This is a genomic window from Rhizobium sp. BK512 (genome assembly GCF_014194915.1).
Taxonomy (GTDB): domain Bacteria; phylum Pseudomonadota; class Alphaproteobacteria; order Rhizobiales; family Rhizobiaceae; genus Rhizobium.
The window spans coordinates 60,115-73,624 of record NZ_JACIAS010000010.1; the positions used below are offsets into that span (position 1 = coordinate 60,115).

Sequence of the window (13,510 nt, forward strand, 5' to 3'; positions counted from 1 at the left end):
CTTTCCAGATGACAAGAACCTACAAAAAAGTCAGGTACTTACCTGAAAGTAAGGTACTGCGATGACACCCTATTCAGCCGCATCAGGCGTCGAAAATGTGCTGAAGATCCTGGAAGGACGCTGGAAGCTCATCATTCTCTTCCACCTCTTCGGCGGCAAGGTGCTCCGCTTCTCCGATCTGGAGCGCGCCATTCCTGCCATCTCCCAGAAGATGCTCATCCAGCAACTGCGCCAGATGGAAAACGATGGCATCGTGCTGCGCATCGTCCATCATCAGGTTCCGCCGAAGGTGGAGTATCGCCTGACCGATTGGGGCCAGGCCCTTTGTCCCGCTTTGGACGCCCTGTTGAAGTGGGTGGCGCTGAAGGACAAGGACCTGACCGGCGTGGTTTTCGCGCCGGAAGAAACCGCCGGCGGGACGGCCTGACGCGCTCAAGCCGCGAGGTGAATGCCGCCGTCGCAGGTTAGAACATGACCGCTCATGAAACCGTTCGAAACCAGGAAGGCGACTGCCCTGGCGACATCGACTGGCTCGCCGATACGGCCGACCGGCGTGCGCGCGGCAAAGTCGCGGAAGACAGCCTGACGCTGTTCCGCAGGCAGAAAATCCCACCACGGCGTATCGATCACATCAGGCGAGACGCCATTCACGCGTAGTGGCTTCAACTCGGCAGCAAGCACCCGCACCATCGCCTCGATCCCCGCATTGATGGCGGCAAGACCTGCGGTTCCCGGCATCGCGGCTTGCGCACTGACGGCGGACACGAACGTGATGCTGCCGGCTGGCCGCAGGAAGGGCAAAGCCACCTGCGCCGCTGCCGCATACGGGATAAGCTTGGTCTGGAGGCCGGCCAGCAGATCTGCCATGTCGAGCGTGGCAAAGGGACCAGCCCCATGGCCGCTGCCGAGCGCCAGCACGAGATGATCGAAGGATCCGAGGCTCTCGAAAGCCTGCTTCACCGAGGTGGTATTTCTGGCATCGATAGCGACCGTTCCGACCTCGCCGGAAAGATGGTCAGCTGCCGCCTTGAGCTTCGCCTCGTCGCGGGCAGCGATGGTGACCTGAAACCCTTGTTCCAGAAGCAGTTTGGCAGAGGCAAGGCCGATGCCCGAAGAGCCACCGATAATGACTGCATGCTGCAATGACATGAGAATACTCCTTTGGATGATCGAACTTCCGGCTGTCGTTGCCGGGAGCTGTTTCATCTTGAAGTCTCCGAAGATCGCAAACAGGCCTGATTTTATCCTGGTATCGATACTGATATGATTGCTTCCATGGATCAGAAGCTGGACACGTTCGAAGCCCGCCGCCGCGAGTTCGCGGCCTTCCTGCGTTCCCGTCGTGAGCGTCTGCGCCCTGCCGATGTCGGCCTGCCTGACGGGTTCCGCCGCCGCACGCCGGGACTTAGGCGCGAAGAGCTCGCCATGATCGCCGGTGTCGGCACGACCTGGTATACCTGGCTGGAACAGGGACGCGACATCCGCCCCTCCCCGCAGGTTCTGAATGCACTGGCAGACGCGCTTCGTCTTGATGACGCCGAACGCCAGCACCTCTTCACGCTGAACAGCCGGCAATCGCCGCAGCCGTTTTCTTCAGCCCCGGAACTCGTCGACGAGCCACTTCGCCGGATATTGGACAACCTGACCCATCAGCCCGCCTACGTGCTGGGTCGCCGCTGGGATGTGCTGGCCTGGAATCGCGCGGCAGACTTGCTGTTTGGCGGTTATGACCGGCTTGGCCCGGACGAACGCAACACCATGCACCGGCTTTTTGCCGATGATTTTCACCGCAGCTTGCTGGTCGACTGGGAGGCGGTTGCCCGCGTTTCGCTTGCCATGTTCCGTGCCGACAGCGCCCGTTATGCCGGCGATCCCGACTTCGAGCGGCTCATCGCCCTGCTGAAGCAGCAAAGTCCGGAATTCCGCGCCTGGTGGCCGCGCCATGAGATCGTCGCCCCACTCACCGGCGTGAAACGTGTGAATCATCCGCTAAAGGGCCTGATGGCCTTCGAACATACAGGCCTTGCGCTGATGACCCAGCCGGACATGAAGCTGATCGTCTATACGCCTCTCGACGAGCACGACACAAACAGGAAACTCGCCGAGCTTCTCGCCTGATCATTGTCTGCTGCCGAAGTGACGCCATATCTTCCCCATCGCCGTCCTTCGAGGGGAAATTCATGGACCGCCGTCCCAGACAATCCATCAGCATTCTCGCCGCCATCTCGCTTTGCCTCGCGCCCCTGCCGGCTCTTGGCGCCTCCCCGGCACCTGTCGAAGCCGAGCACGGCATGGTCGTGACTGCCCAGCATCTGGCAACCGATGTCGGCGTCGACGTGCTGAAAAGCGGCGGCAACGCCGTCGATGCCGCAGTCGCCGTCGGTTATGCGCTGGCGGTCGTCTATCCGACAGCCGGCAATCTCGGCGGCGGTGGTTTCATGACGATCCGGATGAAGGATGGGAAAACGACTTTCCTTGATTTCCGCGAACGCGCACCGCTCGCCGCCACCAAGACCATGTATCTCGATGCCAAGGGCGATATCGTGCCGCGCGCCAGTCTTGACGGCTATCTGGCCGTCGGAACCCCGGGTTCGGTCATGGGCTTCGAAACGGCTCGCGAGAAATATGGTACCAGGAAGCGTGAAGAGCTGATCGCCCCGGCGTTGAAATATGCGAAGGAGGGTTTCACCCTGGAACAGGGCGATGCAGCCTCTTTCGCGACTGGCGCAAAACGGCTCGCCAAGGATGACGAGGCAGCAAAAATCTTCCTGAAAACCGGTGGCAGCCCCTATGTGTCCGGTGAGAAACTGGTGCAGCCCGATCTCGCCGCCGTCCTGCAATCGATCTCGGAGAAAGGCCCCGACGCCTTCTACAAGGGCGCACCGGCTGAGGCGATCGTCAAGGCCAGCCAGGCCAAGGGCGGCATCCTCGCCAAGGAGGATTTCGAGCAGTACAAGGTGCGGGAACTGAAGCCGATCGAATGCAATTATCGCGGCTATGACATCATTTCCTCGCCGCCACCCTCCTCCGGCGGCGTCATCATCTGCGAGATCTTGAACGTCCTCGAAGGCTATCCGCTCTCTTATCTCGGCTACGGATCGGCCGAGGCCGTGCACATCATGGTCGAGGCCATGCGCTATGCCTATGTAGATCGCAACGCCGCACTCGGCGACCCTGACTTCATCGACAATCCCGTCTCCAAACTGCTGGACAGAAGTTATGCCGCGTCAATTCGTGCCAAGATCGATCCGTATCGGGCAGGCACGTCCGCCAACCTGAAGCCGCTCGGCGGCAAGGAAAGCACCGAGACGACGCATTATTCAGTCATCGATGACGAGGGTAATGCGGTCGCGGTGACCTATACGCTGAACGGCTCCTTCGGCGCTGGCGTCGTCGCACCGGGCACCGGCGTGCTACTCAACAACGAGATGGATGACTTTACTTCCAAGCCGGGCGTGCCGAACCTTTACGGCCTCGTCCAGGGTGAGGCGAATGCCATCGCCCCGAAGAAGACGCCGCTCTCCTCCATGAGTCCAACCATCGTCACCAAGGACGGCAAGCCCTTCATGGTGATCGGAAGCCCCGGCGGCTCCCGCATCATCACCATCACACTGGAAGCAATTCTGAATGTCGTGGATTTCGGCATGGACATCAGTCAGGCGGTCAATGCTCCGCGCATTCATCACCAGTGGCAGCCGGACACGGTCTACCTGGAACCCTACGCCCTCTCGCCGGATACCGAAAAGGCGCTGGCCGCCATGGGCTACAAGTTCGATGGCGGTAATAATACGCCCGTCTGGGGTCAGGCGGCCGGTATTCTCGTCGGCGGCAAGAGCCTTGCGGCGATCGAGAAGGGCGGCGGCGCCCGTTACAACGGCGCGATGGACAGTCGCGCAACCGAAGGCTCCGCCAACGGCTATTGAGCAAGCGCCTCAGCGGATTCTCACCCGAACGAAATCGCCGTCGATCTCGACATGCGGTTTTACGCCCGGCACACTTGGCTGCCGGGCATCGACCCAGGAGGCCTGCGCCGCCACAGTGTAGTCGACCGGCACATTGTCTCCGAAGCCAAGATAGGCGTCGAGCGCGCGAGCCCGGATCGACACGTTTTCGTCCGCTTCGACCCTGTCGAAGTCGAGGGAGGCCCTCACGGCATCCCCGCGGATATCGATGCCGCTGGCATGACCGTCGAGCGTGACGTCGGCCGCCTTTCCGGCAATGGCAAGCTCGGAAAAATGACCAATAAGCCTCGCGCTAAAGGCGCTCTGATCGATCCGGAGAGCGGCCCCGGCAGGCACATTGGCATTGATCTCGATCACACAGTCGGATGGATCCAGCCAGGACGATGCAGCGATATCGATATGCAGCACCGTACCATCAACCCGCATGTCGCTATTGTCGCGGCAATCGGCAAAGTACCAGCTCGAATACCAGGACGAGAACCAGCCCTTCCGTCGCCCGCTGAGCGATGCGCCATAGGGCTGGTCGCTTCGCGTAGTGATGTTGATCGAGCTGGCGTCACCACTGATGGCGACCGCACGCACGCCGGAAAGATCGGGAATTGCTGTGGTCGATACCTTGTCCGGCAGAGCGGAAGCGGTAGCTGCCAGTAGCACCGGCATCACAAGAAGAATGGTCATCGAAATCCGTCCATGAATGAAGCCCTCCCGTCGAGGACAGTTTCAGGATGTTTTCTCAGGCTTTATTTCGAGACCTCGATCGCGATCCGGGTCGACCGCGAACGCAATCGGGTTCATTCTGAGACCATTCTTCCATTGTTGCAGTCCGGATATCGCCGATGATCTTCGTTCCCCTGCCCTTCGTCGTGGCTCTGCTGCTTGCCATCCTGCTTGTCCGCATGCTGCGGCAGGGAGACGGATCGCTCGCCGAAAGGCGGCCTTTCCTGCTGCTGATCGGCTTCTACACCCTGCAGTCCATAGTGATCGGCATCCGCTGGGGTTACGACGTCATCGAGATCATGCCGATCCAATCGTTGATCGCAACAACGATTGCGGCGCTTGCCTGGGTCTGCTTCCAGGGGCTGACCGAGGAAGAGCAGCCCACTCTTTCCCGTTTCTGGCCGCACCTTCTGCCGACTGCGACAATCGCCATCTTCATAGCTCTCTACCCGGAACCGATCAGCCTCGCCATTATCCTGATCTTCTTCGGCTATGGCGCCGCACTGCTCTGGCTTGCCCGGCATGGCCCGGATGCGCTCGTCGCCTCCAGGCTCGATGGTGCAGTGCTTTCTTATCGCTCGCTGCAGATCACCGGCTTCGCCCTCATCGCCTCTGCTCTCACCGATGTCATCATCAGCTTCGATTTCACCAGGACAGGCGGCATCCATGCAGGCGCCATCGTCGCACTCGGCAACGTCATCGCGCTCCTGATCCTCGGCACGGCCGCTTCCGTGGCAAGCAGCGGCAGCACGGTCGAAGCGATATCAGTGGAGCCACCTCCACCACCACCGGCAACAGAGGAAGACGAAGCGGTCGCTGCGGCACTCGATACATTGATGCGCGCCCGCCAGCTCTACCGCGATCCCGAACTCAACCTGACCCGCATCGCTCGCAAAATGAACCTGCCAGCCCGGCGCGTCTCCACCGCCGTTAACCGCATCCACGGCATGAGCGTCTCGCAATATGTGAACGACTTCCGCATCCGCGCCGCCTGCGAGCAACTGGTCGGCACCGAGAATCCGATAACGCAGGTGATGTTCGACTCCGGCTTCATCAGCAAGTCCAACTTCAATCGCGAATTTGCGCGCATGAATGGCGAAAGCCCGACACAGTTCAGAAAACGGCGTGTCCCGCGGGAATCGGGTGGCGCGGCGTCCAATGTCATATTCATGTCACCGTGACAAAGTCGCCGTTCACAAGCAAAGATGTGCGCTCTATGCATGAGCGGCATTAAAGCAGAAGAGATTCCCATGGCCTCCATTGAAATGATCGTTGCCGCCAGGGCCCGCCTGCGCGGACATGCGCGGCGCACGCCGCTTCTCTCCTCCCCCTTCCTTGATGAAATCGCCGGCCGGCGGCTGTTCGTGAAGGCCGAATGCCTGCAGCATTCCGGCTCCTTCAAGTTCCGTGGCGGCTGGTCTGCCGTCTCGGGCATCGATCCGGAACTGCGCAAGAAGGGCGTCATCGCCTTCTCCTCCGGCAACCATGCCCAGGGTGTGGCACTTGCCGCCCGCATGCACGGCATCCCCAGCGTCATCATCATGCCGAGTGACGCGCCCAGGCTGAAGATCGCCAACACCCGCGCCTTCGGTGCCGAAGTGGTGCTCTACGATCGCGCCAATGAAGATCGCGACGAGATCGGCGCAAAGCTATCATCCGAGCGCGGCCTGACGCTTATCAAGCCCTTCGACGAGCCGCTGGTTATTGCAGGCCAGGGTACGACCGGGCTGGAGATCGCCGAGCAGACGGAAGAGGAAGGCGTCAAGAACGCCGAAGTCCTCGTTCCCTGTGGTGGTGGCGGTCTGAGTTCGGGCATCGCCCTCGCGTTGGAAGCAAGTGCGCCGGGCTTCCGTGTCCGTCCCTGCGAACCGGAAAATTTCGACGACACCACCCGCTCGCTTGCATCAGGCAAGATCGAGCGCAACGCTGCAATGACCGGCTCGATCTGCGATGCGATCATCACGCCGCAGCCCGGCAACATCACCTTCCCGATCCTGAAGCGTCTTGCCGGACAGGGTATCGTCGTGACGGATGACGAGGCGTTGCGCGCTGTCGCCCTCGCCTTCAACCGTCTCAAGATCGTCGTTGAGCCGGGCGGGGCTGTTGCACTGGCTGCAGCCCTCTTTCACGGCGACCAGCTGGACAGCGATACGGCTGTCGTCGTCACCTCGGGCGGCAATATCGACGCCGATGTGTTCACCACTGCACTGGAGCGCTTCGGCTAAGGCTCGACAACGCTCTCGAAGACCCTGATCGCGATCGGTGACGACCTCGATCATGATCGGGGTCTCCTCGGCACCAAAAAGCAGCAAAACCTCCCCGTGCCGCCATGTGGCGGTCATCGTTCCGAGGTTTTCATGATACATCTTCTCATCCTGCTGCTATCGGCGTGGCTTCTTGCCGCCGATATGCCGGCACATGAAGCCAATGCCGTTGGCCTCTCCTTTCTATCGGTCCCCGTTGCAGAGCGGCACGGCATCATGGACATCACGCTTTGGTATCCGGCCACAAAAGGCGGTACTCCCGTTCTGATCGGCGACAGCCCGCTTTTTAAAGGCGAGATCGCTCGGCAGGACGCACCTAAAGCTGCCGGCAGTCATCCATTGATCCTGCTTTCTCACGGCGGCCTGAAATCCGGTCCGTTCATTGGCGCCTGGATGGCATCGCGCCTCGCTTCGAAGGGCTTCGTGGTGGCAATGATGCGACAGCCGGATCCGCAGACGATGACGAGCGAGGAGAGCATCCGCGAGATATGGCTGCGACCTGCCGATCTCTCCGCGGCCCTGACGGCAATCGAAAGGGACGACACGCTGTCCGGCGGGATAGACCGCAACCGCATCGGCGTTCTGGGCTTTCTGGTGGGCGGAACATCCGCGCTTTCGATTGCAGGCGGCAACATCGACCCGGAAAGCTTTGCGCGCTCCTGCGATCCCGGTGGCACCGGCGTCGACTGTGTCGAGTTCGCCACCGCCGGCATCGATCTCCATTCCGTCGACAGGCAGAAGCTCACCCGCTCTCATCTCGATCCACGGGTGAAGGCAGCAGTTGTTATCGATCCTGAGTTCGGCACCAGTTTCACACCCGAAAGCCTCGCGCAGATATCGATCCCGGTGCGGCTCATCAATCTCGGCACACCGAAAACCGTCTGGCCGGGGCTGCGCGCATCGGATCTGAAAAGCGCAATATCCGGTGCACGCTACGATCTGATCGTGAACGCTTTGCAATACAGCGCCTTCAGCGAGTGCAAGCCGGCAGGCGCCTCTATTCTTCGCGAGGAAGGTGAAGAACCTCTCTGCCAGGATCCCGAAGGAACGAACCGCGTGGCTATCCACGACAGTCTGGCGGAGATGGTGGCGGCAGCCTTCCGCAGCGATCTCCCGCAATAGAAATAATGTCCGCAGCACCTGCTGCGGACATTGGCGTTCTCTGTTCTTGCGCTTAGGCGACCTTGTAACGCGGAGCCGGCACCGAACGCGACAGGTTCGGCATCAGTGCCTGACGGGCCTGCTCATAAGCAGCGAGCAGGCCGGCATCTTCAAGCGCCGGGATCGTTGCAAATTCACCCTCGGCAAGACCTGCCAGCGACGCGTCGACCATGTTTTCGGCCGACATGACGATTTCGCCTGGCAGATGTTCGACCGGCGTGCCGGCAATGCCCCAGAATTCGGTGGCCGTAGCGCCCGGCAGCACGGCCTGAACGCGGATATTCTTGTCGGCAAGCTCATGCTTCAGCGACTGGCTGAAGGCGAATACAAAGGCCTTCGTGCCACCGTAGACACCATTCAGGATTTCAGGCGCGATCGCGACTATCGAGGCAATATTGATGATGGTGCCGCCGCCGCGAGCAACGAGGCCGGGGACAGCCGCATAAGTCAGCCGCATCACTGCGCTCACGTTGATATCGACCATTTCCTGCATCTTGTCGACGTCGGAGCCAAGGAGTGGTGCGGTGCCGCCGAAGCCGGCATTGTTAACGAGCATGGTGATGCTCTGGTCTTCCTTTAGTACCTTCTCGACTTTTGCGAGATCTTCCTTCTTGCCGAGATCGGCAGACAGCGTCTCGACCGTGCGGCCCGTTTCATCGGCCAGCCGATTTGCCAGCGTCTTCAGCCGCTCGCCGTTGCGGGCAACGAGGATGAGATTGTAGCCCTGCCTTGCCAGACGATGTGCGTAGATTGCGCCGATGCCCGAGGATGCGCCGGTGACCAGTGCGGTACCCTTGTCTTGATGTGCCATGATCGTTTCTCCATTTTGTACGCCGGCCCGATGCCTTGCGCTTGAGAAGAGTTTTACGCCTGATTGCCTGCGTCCCAAATGTCATATATACCACTTTTTAGGACATCCACTTTTCAGGACATGATGACCATGCAGCAAATCGGTTTCCTGCTCTTTCCCGGCTTTCAGATCATGAGCCTCGCTGCCGCCTCGGCCTTCGAATTCACCAATCTCGAGATCGGCGAAAAGGTCTACGACATCCATTATCTCTCGGAGTTCGGTGGCCCCATCGCCAATTCTCTCGGCATGATCGTCGAGACAGAGGCTTTCGGCGATCCCGCTTTCGACACGCTGATCGTTACGGGTGCGCCCGACATCAAGCTTCCCAACGAGGCGGAAGCAAATTTCATTCGCGCCGCTCTTACCGCCACCCGTCGCCTCGCATCGATCTGCACCGGCGCTTTCCTGCTCGCCGATGCCGGCATTCTCGACGGCCGCCGCGCCACGACCCATTGGTACCTCGCCCGTGACCTGCAAAGCCGCTACCCGGCAATCCGGATGGAAGAAGACCGCATCTACATCATCGACGGCTCCGTCTGGACCTCTGCCGGCATGACTGCCGGCGTCGATCTGGCGCTCGCCATGGTCGAGAAGGATCACGGGCTGGAGATCGCCCGCGCCGTTGCCCGCAAGCTCGTCGTCTACCACCGTCGCGCCGGCGGCCAGTCGCAATTTTCAGCCCTTCTGGAACTGGAACCGAAATCCGACCGCATCCAGAAGGCGCTTGCCCATGCGCGCAGCAATCTGAAAGCGACGCTCTCCGTCGAAGAACTGGCCGAAGCCGCACATCTCAGCCCCCGCCAGTTCAGCCGCGCCTTCCGCGCCGAAACGGGTCAGTCGCCGGCCAAGGCTGTCGAGAACCTGCGACTGGAAGCGGCCCGCCTGATGATGGAACAGGGCCGCCATCCGATCGATACAGTGGCTCGTGAAACCGGCTTTGCCGATCGCGAACGCATGCGCCGCGCTTTCCTGCGCGCCTTCGGTCAACCGCCGCAAGCAATCCGCAGGGCCGCACAGCAAGAACTGCAAGCGTGATGCACCCGGCAGGGCCGGATGCATCGTCTCTGGCCTATCGCTCCTGAAGCGCTTGGCGGATGGCGATTTCGATAGGCGAATAGGCGCCATCATCACGCACAAGCCTTAGCGGTTCGGAAGGTGCGAGGCCCGGCTGTGCCATGAAGCGCGGTTCCTCGCCGCGGTGCATCTGTGCTGCATGGATGAGGAACGGATGGCACAGATAGACCGTACCCGCCTGCCCCGTCGCCAGAGCAAGCGGCCTGTCCTCGCCCACATGCCCCAGCCACAGATGCGCCATGCCGGCCTCACCAGCTGGCTCCAGTAGCCTTGCGATATCCTTGTGCGACCCGACCCGGATACGCGTCGGCGCGTCTTCTTCGCCGACATCCGAGAACAGGAAGAGCATCAGGAGCGCCCGTCCGCGGGAGTTGATATTCACCCGCCAGGCGGAAAAATCCCGCTGCTCGTCGGGATTTCCGTCCTCTCCCGAAAAGCTCAGGTCCACATGCCAGCCGGCATCGCCGGGATCGTCCGGATGTGGAAAGCGGACCGGGAAGCTGCCAAGACCGCTCCGCGGCTCCCAGCGCCCCTTGCCGACGAGCTGATCGAAAGCCGAATGCAGCACGGGCATGTTGACCGCCGTCTCGAACGGCCCGCCGCCATAGCCGGCAAGCCGGACGACCGGCCGCACCCAGGTTTTCGGATCATGGGGATCGAAGGGAATATCCCGCCACATGATGGCACGGGCTTCTTCGGCTACGTCGCGGGGAAAAGCAGCATCGATCTGTACGAAGCCGTCCTCGATGAATTGCTCAATCTGCGCCGCGCTGAGCGCTGGCGGGTAATCGGTGGATGTCATGAAAAATCTCTCTATCGCCAGACCCTGCCGGCGCCATTCATTCGCCTGACGCAGGGTGGTTACAGTCCACGGCAACGCTCCAGTCAACCGGCTGGTGAAGCGGCCGCATCTCCTTTGCCAATGGCAGAGCCTTAGAGGCTCAAGAAGAAGACCGTAGCGATGTTGAGAGTGATCATTTTCATAGCGAAGAAAAGCTAGCGGCTTCCGCGGGGAGGGTCAACACCTCACCCGGCTCGCCTCAATCCCTTTTCCTGATCGGCGTGGAAACATCCCGTACTGCGTCATGCACGGATTGCAGCACCAACTCCGCCAGTCGCGCCGTTGCAGCATCCGGCTCCGCCTCTGCGCGATGCAAGACCAGCCCGAGTTTCGGCAGCTCCGGCAGGCCCGCTTCACCGTGCGCCAGCATCCGCACCTTGGCGGGCAGCCCGATGGGCGTGCGCACCGCAATGCCCAATCCTGCGGCAGTCGCTGCCCAGAGGCCACCGAGGCTCGGACTGATAAAGGACAGGCGCCAGGAGATGCCGGCCTCATCCAGCACCTTCGTCGCGGCGTTCCTCAGCAGGCAGGGCGCCTCGAGCGAGGCGAGCGGCATCGGCTCGCCGCTTCCAGCCGCCCATGCCGGCAGGCCGTTCGCCGGGCCGATCCAGCGCATAGGTACGTCAGCAATGTGCTCGCAATGCGCGGTCAAGGTGCCAGTGCTCCAGGCGAGTGCAAGATCGAGCTTACCCGTGGTCACCCGTTCGAGAAGCTCGGCATTGCGAACCACACGGGCCTCGATCCGTACCTTCGGGTGCGCCCGGGCGAAGCGTCCGAGCACTTCAGGCAGCAAGTTCTCGCCGAAGTCTTCCTGCAGGCCGAGCCGCACCCAGCCTTCCAGCTCGACACTCTGCACCGCGGCGATTGCCTCGTCGTTCAGTTCGAGCAATCGCCTGGCATAGGCAAGCATCGTCTCTCCGGCTTCCGTCAGCGCCAATCCACGCCCGGATTTGCGGAAAATCGGTGTACCGGCTTGCTCCTCCAGCTTCTTGAGTTGCGCACTGACCGCCGAGGTCGAGCGGCCCAGCCGGTCCGCCGCCCTGGCGAAATTGCCGAGATCCATGCCGGTCGCGAAGGTCCTCAGCACGTCCAGGTCGAATGTAATCCGTCGCATCACACAATCCCAATTTTCAGGATAATTAATCCATAAAATTCTGATTTTTCGCACTATGGTGTCGTGGCATGCTTCTCCTGTCAAGCCGAAGAACTTAGGAGGCATCAATGCCATTCGCTCGTATCTCTCTTCTGAAGGGCAAGTCGCCGGACTACCTGCGCGCCCTTTCGGACAGCATCCACCAGGCCATGGTCGAGACCTTCAATGTGCCGCCGGCCGATCGCTTCCAGATCATCCACCAGCACGAACCGGGTGAACTGATCTTCGATCGCAATTACCTTGCCGGTCCGCGCTCCGATAATTTCGTGCTGATTTCGATCACGACCGGCAAGCCGCGCACGACGGAAATGCGCAAGGCTCTCTTCCGCCGAACCGTTGAACTATTGCATCACTCCCCCGGCTTGCGCCCGGAAGATGTCATGATCGTCATCTCCACCAGCGAACCGGACGAATGGTCCTTCGGCGACGGCCTGGCGCAGATGGCCGAGCCCGGATGGGAAGCGCGTGCCAGGGGAGTTCCGGCATGAGCACGGGCAACCCGAAAACGATGACGGTCCGCCGTCCCGGCGGTGCCGTCCGCTCTCCCGAAGGCATTGCCAATAGGTCCTTCTGGGTTGAAATGCTGCTCGAAAGCGAGATCGACGGAGAGAATACCGCCATGCGCGCAACGCTTGATCCCGGCACGGTCACCCACTGGCATAGGCATCCCCGCGGCCAGCTTCTTTACGTCCTCTCGGGTGTCGGTCTCGTGCAGCGGAAGGGCGAACCTGCCGAGGAGGTCAGAACCGGTGACGCAGTATGGTTCGCCGCCGATGAGCTTCATTGGCATGGCGCGTCAGCCGATAGTCCCTTCAGCTATCTCAGCATCCAGGGATTTGTGAACGGACGTTTCGTCGACTGGCACGACAATGGGGAACCGCAACCATGATAGCCATGCAATATTCCTTCACCCTCCCCGCAGATTACGACATGGAGATCATCGATCGCCGCATACGCGACAAAGGCCCGGCGATGAATGGCTTCCCACAGCTCGGTTTCAAGGCCTTTCTCAGTGCTCGTCGGGGGGAATACGGCAGTCGGGAAAACCTGTACGCACCATTTTATCTCTGGGATCAGCCGGAAGGCGCCAGCAGCTTCATCTGCGGTCCGGGCTTTGCCGCACTGAGCGACACCTTCGGTCGGCCGCGGATTCGCCATTGGATCGTCTGGCATGCTCATGTCTCACCCGATCTTGCCGGCGCCCGCTTCGCTCACAGCGAACATCTCGCGATCGAACCGCATGCTTCTCTATCCGACCTGCGACAGCAGGAGGTCGACCTGGCAAAACAAGCCACCCGCGACAGACACGCGCTTGCCTGTGTCGTCGCCTTCGATCCGTATGATTGGGCGACGGTGCGTTTCGGGCTCCACGCAGAAGCTCCGCCTGCCTCGAGCACCAACCAGATCTATCGCGTCGGCCACCTCTCGCGGGGCTGAGGCAGCAGCGGCAAAATCGCAAAACAAAAAGCGCCCCTCTTTCGAGGAGCG

The 13,510-nt window shown here is 61.1% G+C and carries 15 protein-coding genes; 10 read left to right on the top strand and 5 right to left on the bottom strand.

Translation table 11 applies throughout. The annotated features are described in order from the left end of the window. The first annotated feature begins 61 nt into the window (after positions 1-61). The gene (locus FHX06_RS29415; protein ID WP_113211960.1) at positions 62-427 is read left to right on the top strand and encodes a winged helix-turn-helix transcriptional regulator; all 366 of its coding nucleotides are present in this window, start codon (positions 62-64) and stop codon (positions 425-427) included. 5 nt (positions 428-432) lie between these two features. Here the strand turns inward: FHX06_RS29415 and FHX06_RS29420 are convergent, their stop codons facing one another. Beyond that, positions 433-1,149, bottom strand: a complete 717-nt coding sequence (locus FHX06_RS29420) for an SDR family oxidoreductase (protein WP_183881820.1) — start codon at positions 1,147-1,149, stop codon at positions 433-435. A 114-nt stretch (positions 1,150-1,263) separates the two neighbouring features. Between FHX06_RS29420 and FHX06_RS29425 the strand changes: the two genes are divergently transcribed. Further along, positions 1,264-2,118, top strand: a complete 855-nt coding sequence (locus tag FHX06_RS29425) for a helix-turn-helix transcriptional regulator (RefSeq protein WP_113211958.1) — start codon at positions 1,264-1,266, stop codon at positions 2,116-2,118. A 62-nt stretch (positions 2,119-2,180) separates the two neighbouring features. Next, a complete protein-coding gene (gene ggt, locus FHX06_RS29430) occupies positions 2,181-3,923 on the top strand; it encodes a gamma-glutamyltransferase (protein WP_113211957.1) in 1,743 nt (580 codons plus the stop codon). Between the two features lie 9 nt (positions 3,924-3,932). Here the strand turns inward: ggt and FHX06_RS29435 are convergent, their stop codons facing one another. Continuing rightward, a complete protein-coding gene (locus FHX06_RS29435; protein WP_113211956.1) occupies positions 3,933-4,640 on the bottom strand; it encodes a hypothetical protein in 708 nt (235 codons plus the stop codon). A gap of 158 nt (positions 4,641-4,798) precedes the next feature. On the opposite strand from FHX06_RS29435, the gene FHX06_RS29440 reads away from it, so the two are divergent. The 3 genes from FHX06_RS29440 to FHX06_RS29450 all read left to right on the top strand — a co-directional run bounded on the left by FHX06_RS29440 (position 4,799) and on the right by FHX06_RS29450 (position 8,065). Beyond that, the gene (locus FHX06_RS29440; protein ID WP_113211955.1) at positions 4,799-5,860 is read left to right on the top strand and encodes a helix-turn-helix domain-containing protein; all 1,062 of its coding nucleotides are present in this window, start codon (positions 4,799-4,801) and stop codon (positions 5,858-5,860) included. A 69-nt stretch (positions 5,861-5,929) separates the two neighbouring features. Next, positions 5,930-6,904, top strand: a complete 975-nt coding sequence (locus tag FHX06_RS29445) for a threonine/serine dehydratase (RefSeq protein WP_113015529.1) — start codon at positions 5,930-5,932, stop codon at positions 6,902-6,904. Between the two features lie 132 nt (positions 6,905-7,036). Beyond that, entirely contained in the window at positions 7,037-8,065 is a 1,029-nt protein-coding gene (locus tag FHX06_RS29450) for an alpha/beta hydrolase family protein (protein ID WP_113211954.1), read from the top strand. A 52-nt stretch (positions 8,066-8,117) separates the two neighbouring features. Here the strand turns inward: FHX06_RS29450 and FHX06_RS29455 are convergent, their stop codons facing one another. Further along, entirely contained in the window at positions 8,118-8,915 is a 798-nt protein-coding gene (locus tag FHX06_RS29455) for an SDR family NAD(P)-dependent oxidoreductase (RefSeq protein WP_113211953.1), read from the bottom strand. Positions 8,916-9,044: 129 nt separating this feature from the next. On the opposite strand from FHX06_RS29455, the gene FHX06_RS29460 reads away from it, so the two are divergent. Further along, the gene (locus tag FHX06_RS29460) at positions 9,045-9,989 is read left to right on the top strand and encodes a GlxA family transcriptional regulator (protein WP_113211985.1); all 945 of its coding nucleotides are present in this window, start codon (positions 9,045-9,047) and stop codon (positions 9,987-9,989) included. 34 nt (positions 9,990-10,023) lie between these two features. On the opposite strand, the gene FHX06_RS29465 is transcribed toward FHX06_RS29460, so the two are convergent. Then, on the bottom strand, positions 10,024-10,830 hold the full coding sequence (locus tag FHX06_RS29465) for a phytanoyl-CoA dioxygenase family protein (RefSeq protein WP_113211952.1): 807 nt from the start codon (positions 10,828-10,830) through the stop codon (positions 10,024-10,026). Positions 10,831-11,068: 238 nt separating this feature from the next. After that, complete coding sequence (locus FHX06_RS29470) at positions 11,069-11,983, bottom strand: LysR substrate-binding domain-containing protein (RefSeq protein WP_113211951.1); 915 nt, start codon at positions 11,981-11,983, stop codon at positions 11,069-11,071. A 107-nt stretch (positions 11,984-12,090) separates the two neighbouring features. Here FHX06_RS29470 and FHX06_RS29475 point away from each other — a divergent pair, with 107 nt between their 5' ends. Genes FHX06_RS29475 through FHX06_RS29485 form a run of 3 tightly spaced genes read left to right on the top strand, consistent with a single transcriptional unit; the run spans position 12,091 to position 13,459 of the window. Further along, positions 12,091-12,510 carry a tautomerase family protein gene (locus FHX06_RS29475; RefSeq protein ID WP_113211950.1) on the top strand — a complete coding sequence of 140 codons (420 nt, stop codon included), beginning with the start codon at positions 12,091-12,093 and terminating at the stop codon, positions 12,508-12,510. Next, positions 12,507-12,911 (top strand): cupin domain-containing protein, encoded by a 405-nt coding sequence (locus FHX06_RS29480; RefSeq protein ID WP_113211949.1) that lies wholly within the window; start codon positions 12,507-12,509, stop codon positions 12,909-12,911. The genes FHX06_RS29475 and FHX06_RS29480 overlap by 4 nt, the downstream gene beginning before the upstream one ends. Continuing rightward, positions 12,908-13,459 (top strand): DUF4865 family protein, encoded by a 552-nt coding sequence (locus FHX06_RS29485; protein ID WP_113211948.1) that lies wholly within the window; start codon positions 12,908-12,910, stop codon positions 13,457-13,459. Before FHX06_RS29480 ends, FHX06_RS29485 begins: the two co-directional genes overlap by 4 nt. The last annotated feature ends 51 nt before the right edge of the window (positions 13,460-13,510 follow it).

Coding starts and splice junctions, on each gene's coding strand:
- FHX06_RS29420 (WP_183881820.1), bottom strand. CDS start 1,149: ATGTCATTGCAGCATGCAGTCATTATCGGTGGCTCTTCGGGCATCGGC.
- FHX06_RS29465 (WP_113211952.1), bottom strand. CDS start 10,830: ATGACATCCACCGATTACCCGCCAGCGCTCAGCGCGGCGCAGATTGAG.
- ggt (WP_113211957.1), top strand. CDS start 2,181: ATGGACCGCCGTCCCAGACAATCCATCAGCATTCTCGCCGCCATCTCG.
- FHX06_RS29475 (WP_113211950.1), top strand. CDS start 12,091: ATGCCATTCGCTCGTATCTCTCTTCTGAAGGGCAAGTCGCCGGACTAC.
- FHX06_RS29450 (WP_113211954.1), top strand. CDS start 7,037: ATGATACATCTTCTCATCCTGCTGCTATCGGCGTGGCTTCTTGCCGCC.
- FHX06_RS29480 (WP_113211949.1), top strand. CDS start 12,507: ATGAGCACGGGCAACCCGAAAACGATGACGGTCCGCCGTCCCGGCGGT.
- FHX06_RS29415 (WP_113211960.1), top strand. CDS start 62: ATGACACCCTATTCAGCCGCATCAGGCGTCGAAAATGTGCTGAAGATC.
- FHX06_RS29445 (WP_113015529.1), top strand. CDS start 5,930: ATGGCCTCCATTGAAATGATCGTTGCCGCCAGGGCCCGCCTGCGCGGA.
- FHX06_RS29470 (WP_113211951.1), bottom strand. CDS start 11,983: ATGCGACGGATTACATTCGACCTGGACGTGCTGAGGACCTTCGCGACC.
- FHX06_RS29435 (WP_113211956.1), bottom strand. CDS start 4,640: ATGACCATTCTTCTTGTGATGCCGGTGCTACTGGCAGCTACCGCTTCC.
- FHX06_RS29485 (WP_113211948.1), top strand. CDS start 12,908: ATGATAGCCATGCAATATTCCTTCACCCTCCCCGCAGATTACGACATG.
- FHX06_RS29425 (WP_113211958.1), top strand. CDS start 1,264: ATGATTGCTTCCATGGATCAGAAGCTGGACACGTTCGAAGCCCGCCGC.
- FHX06_RS29440 (WP_113211955.1), top strand. CDS start 4,799: ATGATCTTCGTTCCCCTGCCCTTCGTCGTGGCTCTGCTGCTTGCCATC.
- FHX06_RS29460 (WP_113211985.1), top strand. CDS start 9,045: ATGCAGCAAATCGGTTTCCTGCTCTTTCCCGGCTTTCAGATCATGAGC.
- FHX06_RS29455 (WP_113211953.1), bottom strand. CDS start 8,915: ATGGCACATCAAGACAAGGGTACCGCACTGGTCACCGGCGCATCCTCG.